We start from the raw sequence: 9,903 nt of genomic DNA on the forward strand, positions 1-9,903 counted from the left end.
GTTTTGTCTGAGGTGTTGTTATCCGCATCTGTGGCGTCGGCAGTGATATTTTCACCATTGGTTAACGGCTTATCAAGTTTAACAGTATAGTTGCCTTCTGCATCGGCAACGGCTGTACCAATCTCGTTGCCATCTTTGTCTTTGATGCTAACAGTAGAACCAGGCTCAGCTTTACCAGTAACTTCTGTGCCATCATCACTTACTGTCGCTGTTGGGGCGTCAGGTGCTGTGGTGTCTACTACTGGTGGCACATAGCTATGACTGCTACCACCACTGTTATCAATGGCTGCAATAATACCGCCTAGACCCGCTAGACCCACTAACCATGGCAAAATACCAAAGCCAGCTTGATCTGTCACGCCCACCCACCATGGCGCCAAATAATCAGTGCCACCTAGAGCCTGACCTTCGATATCACCTGGTGCTAGCTCTGTAACAAAGTCTGCAACTTCGCCTGTATCTGGTACGTAATAGTAATAATTACCATCTTCAGCTAGACCAATTAACGCACTGTCTGCATCATCATAATAATCCTCAATAATAAGATCACTGTCTTGACCATTTTCTTCTACCGACACATGTAAGTCTTGACCAACACGCTTAGTCACGATGTGATGTGGCGCACGACCAGTGGCTTGATCGATAAGCTCATAGTTGACATTATGGGTCGCTTTGATGACGGTAGGTTGACCGTCTTTGGTGACCACTTGATGCTCAGCGATAGTCTGTGTGGCGCTGTTTACTTTTACGATAACTGTTTTCATAGGTATTTCCTAATAAATCTTATTTAATTTAAATCTGTTTTAAATGTCGCTAACAACGGTTATCCATAACTGGTGAAGCCACAAGTAATCTGCTGAGTGCTCATAAATAAGCGTTTTAAAATGTTGTTGGTTAGTGATTAAGATGACGTTGATGGTTCGGTCAGAGGTGTGAATAGATGGTTTTACTGTTAAAGGTAGACATATCTTTTGATTAGGCGTTTTATTTTGAGCCTTGTATTCTGTTAGTGCCTTGTCATATGATACAAAGTCTTATTCTGTCATCGGCGATAGGCATCGCTTTGTCAAATAGATGCTGTATATAGGTGGGGTGATAGATAAGAGGTGTAATAATCCATAATCCGTGATTGTCTTCTTAGTTATTGTCGATTTGTACCTTGCTCTCACTGTTTGCAATGGCGCTGAGATTTTTAATACAGGTGTATATTTTGTATATGTTTGGCATTTAGTAATGTTTATTCATGTGGTATTTGTAAAGCGTTGTAAGGGTCTAAATTCTACTGTTTTATATAGTAAATAAACTGTTTTGTAGAAGCTCAGAGTAAGGCCTATCAGATTTTGAAGACAAAAAAAGGCATATCGAGCATTTGCCACGTCTGGCGCCTGTCATGCTCTATACGCCTTAACTTCAAAAAACCAAAATAACTTATAATTCGTTGGTTAAATACTAGGACGTGTCTTCAATTAGAAGCATCTGAACAGATTTATAAATTTTAATAGCTTTTAGTCCTATTGACCTTTGAGTAGTTAAAAAAATCTAAAATCTGAAGAAATACTTATCTAGTTAATTGGTAACTTATAACTTGTGATGTTTGTATTGCTGCACTGGCAGAGTATGCTAGTCTTATAGTTACCAATATGTCTTAACCATTTATAATGGGCTGCACAAGTTTCGTTGTTGATAATATAGAAGGCTTTCGTTGGTTTTGCAAATATTTTATTATATTTTTTTTGTAAAATTCCCATATAAAACAATATGATATTATCACTCATTACTAAACTGTCCTATAAATGAAACAGTTTAATGTTTTTTAGTTATACTGAACAATTTTTAATGATATTTTCTAATGCAATCATATCGATATTCTTTTTGTAATTATTTTATTTAATGTTTTCAATGACTTACTAGGATATTTATGAAATTTATCAGGAATTTAATTGGTATTTGTAAAGTTATACTAAACATAAGTAAATAAAAACAATTGTTGTTTAATTTTTACAGTGCTTTAGATATACGTATAATACTATCGTTTTTTATAGATACTATTCTGTAAGGTTTTTATCAGGTTGGTAGAATTTGATTAAACTCAAGGTGCTTGTTTATGGATAAAGTATAAAAATTTATGGATAAAGTATAAAAAAACGCCCTCATTGCGAGGGCGTTTTTTGTGTTGTTTAACAGTGTTAGGTGTGAGGATTAGATAACGTTGACGCCAACTTCAACATAAAGTGAAGATTCACCACCATATGCATTACCAGTTTGTGACCACACATTATACATAGTGCCATCAACTTCAACACCAGTAGCTGTCTGCGTCCATGTATTAGCTTTCAGACCATCTCCAAAGGTATTGTTACTACCATAGCCAACGTCTACAATATCTGCAGAGTCACCTTTAACAAAGATGGCTTTGGTCGGTACACCATTGACATCGACTGGTTCATTCTGCGCAATGGCTGCGTTATAGTCTCTGATATAGCCAGTATGGAAGATATTACCTGCATTAGCCAGTCCTTTACCAAGATCTACAACCTCAATACTGAATAAATCTCCAGCGTAAATCTCGTTTCCAGCACCAGTAACTTCAATAGTATCTAATCCATTACCGCCTTTAATATCATGTGACTGAGCAATAGTATGATTTGCATCTTTATTGATACCATCTCCAGTTCCACTTATTACAATGGTATCGTTACCTTCGCCCATATCGATGGTACCACCGTTGATACCTTTTAGTGTTAACGTATCGTCAGCTTTAGAGTAGTAGATATTAGATCCTTGTAAATAAGCATCTTCAAATGGACCTTGTTGTACAAATGGGCCCACTGCTGGATCAAAGGCAGCAACACCACCAGTTAATAGATCTCCTTCACCGAGATATAAGTTACCTCCGTTAAGTTCATTGATACGGACAATATCAACTGCATTATCTTCGTTTCTGCTGATTTTAATTGCATCATCAACGTTCCAGTTACTATCACCAGTCGTAATAGTACCACCTTGTAAGGTATTTAAGATAATAGTATCACTGTCAGCACCACCTATTATCACTGAGTTAGGATCATATAGACCTTCAACATAGATGTTATCTTCGCCAGAGCCACCAGCTATCTCAGAGGCTAGACGTGTTCTACCTTCAACGATAATAGTATCATCACCAGAGCCACCCCAAACCTTAGAGCCGACTACCTCCCCTTTAATTTGGATGTGGTCATCTTGTGCACCTGCATCAATAAGTCCACCACCTTCAACATTTCCGTCAACGACAACTTTATCTTTACCAGTGTCAGTTGAAATGCTACCGGTGACATTACCAGTAACGTGTACACTATCATCACCGGCTTGAGTGTACATTTTACCTATAACGTTACCACCGATGTTGACTTCATCGTTGCCTGAGCCAGCATAGATAGAGGCGTTAACTCTGACAGAGCCTTCAACATTGATAGTGTCATCATTAGCACCTGTGTCAACTACAGCTGTATATAACTCACCTGCTGTTCCACCCATGCTGCCTTTAATGGTAACCGTATCTTTACCATTACCTGATTTGACATAACCTGCGCCTGCAGCTGCACCCAAGTGGCCGCCGATAGTTAAAACATTAACATCGTCAAATGAGTCAATATTATCATCATTACCAAGACTTAAGCCTGAACCATCTTGATACTCTGTCATATAGCCTTCAGGTGTATCACCACTGCCTAAGTCTATCGTGCCAACAACATTGCCACCAACTTTTACAGTGTCACTTCCACTACCAGTATATAGCTTGCCTACAACTCGGTTAGCTATATCAACTTGATCATCACCTGATTCCATATAGACGATTGCTGAACGACCAATATCAGCGCTGGTAGTACGGAAAGTATCATTACCTTCACCCATATAGACACGAGCATCAACGCCACCATTTATCTGAGTTACACTAAATACGTCATCACCCATACCAGTATCAACAGTAACGATATTTCGGTCATTATCCGCTGACTTAAAGAATTTGTTACCACCATCGTTAGGCGCATCTGCACCAGTACCTAAGATGTTTAATGAATTGTTTATCTCTAAAACATCATCGTAGTTGGTAAATAAGAATGGGTCTGTATACGATGTATCTTCTGAAATAGTAAAGCCAGAGTTGTAGTTCGGATATTCCTTTCTGACCATAGCTGTCTCAGAAGGTCCGTAAACCAAAGTCATGTCGTTATTCAGACCTGTAGCATCAAATAGACCTTGAGTTTCGTCATCAGGTACATCAAAGCCACCATCAGCTGCTTTCTCAGCTAATAAGTCTTTAGCAGTCGCTTCACCACCAGCTGCGACAACAGTTGCAACAGCACCAAGGGTGTGCTTATCTTGCTCCTCATCGCCTGTCTTATCGGTATTATTCAATGAGGTGACATCGACTTCTACTGAATAAGTGCCATCTGCTTGAACAATAGCTTCAACAGGAGCTAACTCTGTACCCGCAATAAGAACACCATTTTCATCGTACTCACCAACTTTGATGGTTACCGTAGAGCCAGCGGCATCAGTAGCCGTACCTGTGATAGTCGCCATGACGACATCATCATCAGGATCGTTAGGATCATCTGTCGCATCAATGAAGTCTTGCAGATCGACAGTCAGTGTTGGCGGTACAATGGTATTAACAAGTGTGTCAGATGCAGGCTCTGATACATTACCTTGACCATCTACTAGCTCGGCTGTCACAGTTCTGTTGACATCTTTCGGGAAGTCACTGATTGGATAATTTAGCGTTAATCCATTATCAATAACATCCTGAGTGACCGCATGCTCAGTGACACCTCCCTTAGGACCTGTCACTTTTAGTACCATGTCATCTTCAGCTTTAACACCAGCAGGTACGTTAATAATGACTGAGATTTCATTTTTGCCATCAGTATTACCCGCTGCAAATTCATCAGCAGTTAATGCACCATCATCTGGGCTGTTATCTTCAACGAACATCACAGTCGGAGCTTCAGGACCCGTTAAATCAACTGCTGTAGTGTCATCACCCTCTTTAGACTTAACTGATGGATCAATCGCATCTGTCACAATGGCTGTGACTGTATTGTCCTGACCATCTTTTGGTACGAAAGTAGTCGTATAACCATTGTCAATGATATCTTGGGTTAGTTTTACTTCTTCTTCCGTGGCATCTGGCTTAGTGATGGTCATAACATCACCAACTTGATAGCCATTTGTATTCACATCACCAGTTATCGGATCTTTAGATGATAATGTAATGGTGACATTAGCAGTACCATCCTCATTTAGTTCAGGTTTACTTAGGATGCCATCATCTTTGAATGCTGTATCAGCGATTGTAACCACAGGTGCACCTGCGTCATCAGCGATACCATCACCATCAGAGTCGCCTGGTACTTCAACATCAGTACCTGCCACATCAGAATCTGGCTTACTGACGTTACCTTCTTTGTCCATCGCAGTCGCTGTGACTGTTGAGCCGTCTTTAACAGCATTTTGATCAAGCGTAATCACACCATCAGCATCTACTGTCACACCTTTAGGTGCATTCGCTGGTACTGACCAGTTGCCTTGATCATCTTTGGTCGCTGTGACTGTCTGCTCGACATCAGCTTCGTCAGTGTATACCACTGTCACTGATTTAACATCTGCATCAGCTGGCGGAGTAACACTGACGCTACCGTCATTGTCTTTAGCATCTGCATTGTTGTCATTAGCTTGGACAACAGGTGCATTCACTTTAAGATCAACCATAGCATCAGCTTTACCTAAGCCCGAAGTGTTGCCAGCTTGGTCTGTAACCACAGCAGATACTTCGATACTATCGCCTAGACTATCCGCTGGATAGTTGATGGTTTTTGACTTAGCATCAATATCAGTTTGAGTTAATGGATAGTTAGTCGTACTACCATCAGGGTTCGTAACGGTTAACACATCACCAGCTGCGGCATCATCAGGAAGGGTAATGACCACTTCTACCTTACCATTTACTAAGTCTGGCTGACTGATAATACCGTCTGAAAACTCACCATCTTTAATGGTCACTATCGGAGCATCTGTCGCAGTAATATCACCCACGATAGCATCATCAGTAGCTACTGGAGACTTATTGCCCGCTTTATCGATAACTTGTGCAGTCACAGTCAGAGTTTCACCTTCCTTAGGTGTTGCTACGTTGGTGATTATATTACCATCAGCAATCTGCTCTTTAGTTAAGGTAATAGCATTGGCCTCATCGCCATTGATAACCAACTTATCCCCTTCCTCAGCATCATCTGGTAGGTAGACTTTAACAGGTGTTGTACCATCTTCATTTAAGTCTGCACCATCGATAATATTATCATTACCTTCTAAGATGTCGACAATAGGCGCACTTGGTGCAGTCGTATCACCAACGACAGAGCTGTCTTTACCTTCCGCATTGTTATCTTGTGGATCTGTAACCGTAGCCGTAACTTCTAAAGTCTCACCATCCGCTGGAGGTGTTACTTGGACAGTAATACCATTGTCAAGATCTGCTTGCTCTAATGGACGATCTACAAGCGTGTTACCAGCATTGTCTTTGATAACAATGTTATCACCAACGCTGTAACCACCATTAGCTGGTAATGTAACTGTTGTATCTACTGTGCCATCAGCATTTAGGTCTGAAGCATCAATTTGATCAGCAGTATCTTTACCATCAGCGATAGCCACTTGAGGTAATAGTGATGGATCTGTTCCGTCACCACCTGGTACGACTAAGTCAGTGATAGACTCATCACGACCTTCTCCTGAGGCGTTGCCTTGTGGGTCAGTCACAACAGCGGTAACTTCTGTTTTTTCACCTTCTGGAGCAGGTGTTACTTGGACAGTGATGCCGTTTGTAATCTCATCTGCTGTTAATGGGCGATCTACAAGTACATTACCCGCCTGATCTTTGATAACCACTGTATCACCAGCGCTATAACCTGCATCAGCTGGGAAAGTAATTGTTGTATCAACAGTACCATCAGCGTTTAGGTCACCTTTATTGATAAAACCATCATCTCCATCTGCGATAGTCACAACTGGTTTACCTGCATCGTCTGCAATACCATTACCATCAGAGTCACCTGGTACTAACAAGTCAGTGATAGACTCATCACGACCTTCACCTGAGGCGTTGCCTTGTGGATCTTTAACAACCGCAGTAACTACGTTGTTTTTACCTTCAGGTAGTGGCATAAAGGTTGTTTCAACACCGACTATTAAGTCTTTTTGAGTTAAAACGACATCTTCAGTGCTACCATCTGGCTTAGTGATGGTTAATGTATCACCAACGCTATAACCTGCATTGTCAGGTAACTCAATAGTTACATTGACACTACCGTCTTTGTTAACGTCTGCTGGGTCGATCTGACCATCATCACCATCAGCAATCATCACTTGTGGGACAAGTGCCGCATCTCCCATACCTGGTACGATTAAGTCAGTGATAGAGCTGTCTTTGCCCTCATGCGAGCTATTATCAGCTGGGTCAGTCACAACAGCGGTAACTTCTGTTTTTTCACCTTCTGGAGCAGGTTTTACTTGGACAGTGATGCCGTTTGTAATCTCATCTGCTGTTAATGGGCGATCTACAAGTACATTACCCGCCTGATCTTTGATAACCACTGTATCACCAGCGCTATAACCTGCATCAGCTGGGAAAGTAATTGTCGTATCAACAGTACCATCAGCGTTTAGGTCGGCTGGGTCAATTTGACCATCATCACCATCAGCAATCTCTACTTGTGGCGCAAGTGCTGGATCTCCCATGCCTGGTACGACTAAGTCAGTGATAGACTCATCTTTACCTTCAAGTGAGCTGTTACCAGCTGGGTCAGTCACAACAGCGGTAACTTCGTTAGTTTGACCTTCTGGCTGTGGCTTAAAGGTAACTTCAACACCATTAGCAAGCTTATCAGCATCTAGCTCAATCTCTTCAGTTGAACCATCTGGTTTAGTGATAGTCACTTTATCACCAACGCTATAACCTGCATCAGCTGGGAATTTAACAGTAGCAGTCGCTTCACCATCAGCGTTTAGGTCACCTTTATTGATAAAACCATCATCTCCATCTGTGATAGTCACAACTGGTTTACCTGCATCGTCAGCGATGCCGTCACCATCAGAGTCACCTGGTACTTGAGTATCTACTTTTAAGATTTTCTCAGCAGTTGCTGACTCATTACCAGCTGGATCTTTAACAAAGGCTTCGACTGTTAAATCAGTATTATTACCTTCTGAGTCTTTTGGCAACTTAACTTCAGCTTCAACAAAGCCATTATCAAGATCTTCTTGAGTAACAACAACTTCTACTTTCTGACCATCTTTTGTAGTGATAACGACAGTGTCGTCTACTTCTGTATTTACAGGTGTCGTCACACGGACTAGTGTTGTATCTTTAGTATCACCATTTTCTTCCGCGTTTAAGATGCCGTTACCATCTTTATCTTCTGGGAAGGTAATGATAGGTGCACCTTCGATAGTAGTGGTTTCATCAGTCGGTTCACCAGTGTTCGGATCTGTATTATCGGTATCGTCTGGGTCCCCTTTGCTTGGATCTGTTGGATCTTTTGCAGAGCCATCACCATCGACATCACCAGGTACTTTGGCATCGATATTTAATACTTTATTATCTTCTGGTGTGGCATTGCCTAAGTTGTCTTTGACTTTAGCAGTAGCATCAATCTTATCTAGATCTACTTTGCCATCACCTGTGGTATCAAGCTTAACTGGTACATCTACATAGCCATCAGTGATGTTGTCTTTAGTTAGGGTGATGTCTTCAAGCTTTTCACCGTTGATGGTTAATTCAACGATATCACCAGCTTCAGTGTTAACAGGCAGCTCAACACGTACTGGTGTTTCAGCTTTTGGATCTTGATCTTCAGCAGCGTTTAAGTAGCCGTTTTTATCAGCATCTTCTGGGAAGCTGATAACTGGGCCAGTGTCAGACTTACCATCGCCATTAGTATCACCAGGTACTTTTAGATCTGTTGGTGCAGAGTCGCTACCGCTACCGATAGTCTCATCAGCAGGGTTTTTCACCTCTACATTAACAGTGGTATCATTGCCATGCTCTGCTGGTTTAACAGGCACAGTTACCTTACCATTTGTGATATCTTCTGGCGTTAACACAACTTCGGTCTTCTCACCATCTTGGTTAGTGACAACTAATTTATCACCCGCTTTGATGGTGTCATCTGGGAAAGTAACGTCAACTTTCACGTCTCCATTGTCATCCACGTCACGTGGATCTACAACACCATCTTCACCAGCTTGAATCTCAACAACAGGACCATTAACTGGATCTCGAGTAGCAGTAGCAGTGGCAGTAGAGGTATTGCCATGATCATCGCTATTTGAAGCGACAACATCGGTGAAGTCCTTAACCGCATCGTAATGGATATCCACACGACCAGTATCTGGATCTACAGTGACGCCTTCTGGAAGCTCACCTTTTGGTGTCCATTTACCATCTTCGCCTTTCTCAACTTCTACTTTTTGAGGTTGATCTGCTTCATCGGTAAACTCAACAATTAAGTCAACAGCATCTTTTTGGTCTGGCTCTACTGTTACCGAACCATCAACATTTGGCGTGATAGCAGGTGCCGCAGGTGGCGTTGTATCTTCGATATCATTACCCGCAGTCGTCTCTGAGCTTGACGTACCGTTATCGTTACTGTTTTCGGCTGTTACCGTTGACCCATCTTGTACTGCATCAGGTTCGATAGTGACTTTGCCTGTTTCTGGATCTACAGTAACACCTGGTGGTACAGTGTCAGGATCTACTGGCTTCCACTCTCCAGTATTTGGATCTTTTTCAATCTCTACGGTTTGGTTGTTACCTTCTTCATCTGTGAAGTCAACTTTACCTTTGTCCGCATCATCAGATGGCGT

At 41.6% G+C, this 9,903-nt stretch carries 2 protein-coding genes; both read right to left on the reverse strand.

What is annotated here, in order from left to right:
• The coding region (locus H140_RS0110085; protein ID WP_019673535.1) for an Ig-like domain-containing protein at window positions 1-764 on the reverse strand (764 nt) is incomplete at its 3' end.
• A 1,435-nt stretch (window positions 765-2,199) separates the two neighbouring features.
• Window positions 2,200-9,903, reverse strand: a 7,704-nt coding sequence (locus H140_RS14460) for a hypothetical protein (RefSeq protein ID WP_019673537.1), incomplete at its 5' end; no start/stop codon positions are given.

It is taken from the genome of Psychrobacter lutiphocae DSM 21542 (assembly GCF_000382145.1).
Taxonomy (GTDB): domain Bacteria; phylum Pseudomonadota; class Gammaproteobacteria; order Pseudomonadales; family Moraxellaceae; genus Psychrobacter; species Psychrobacter lutiphocae.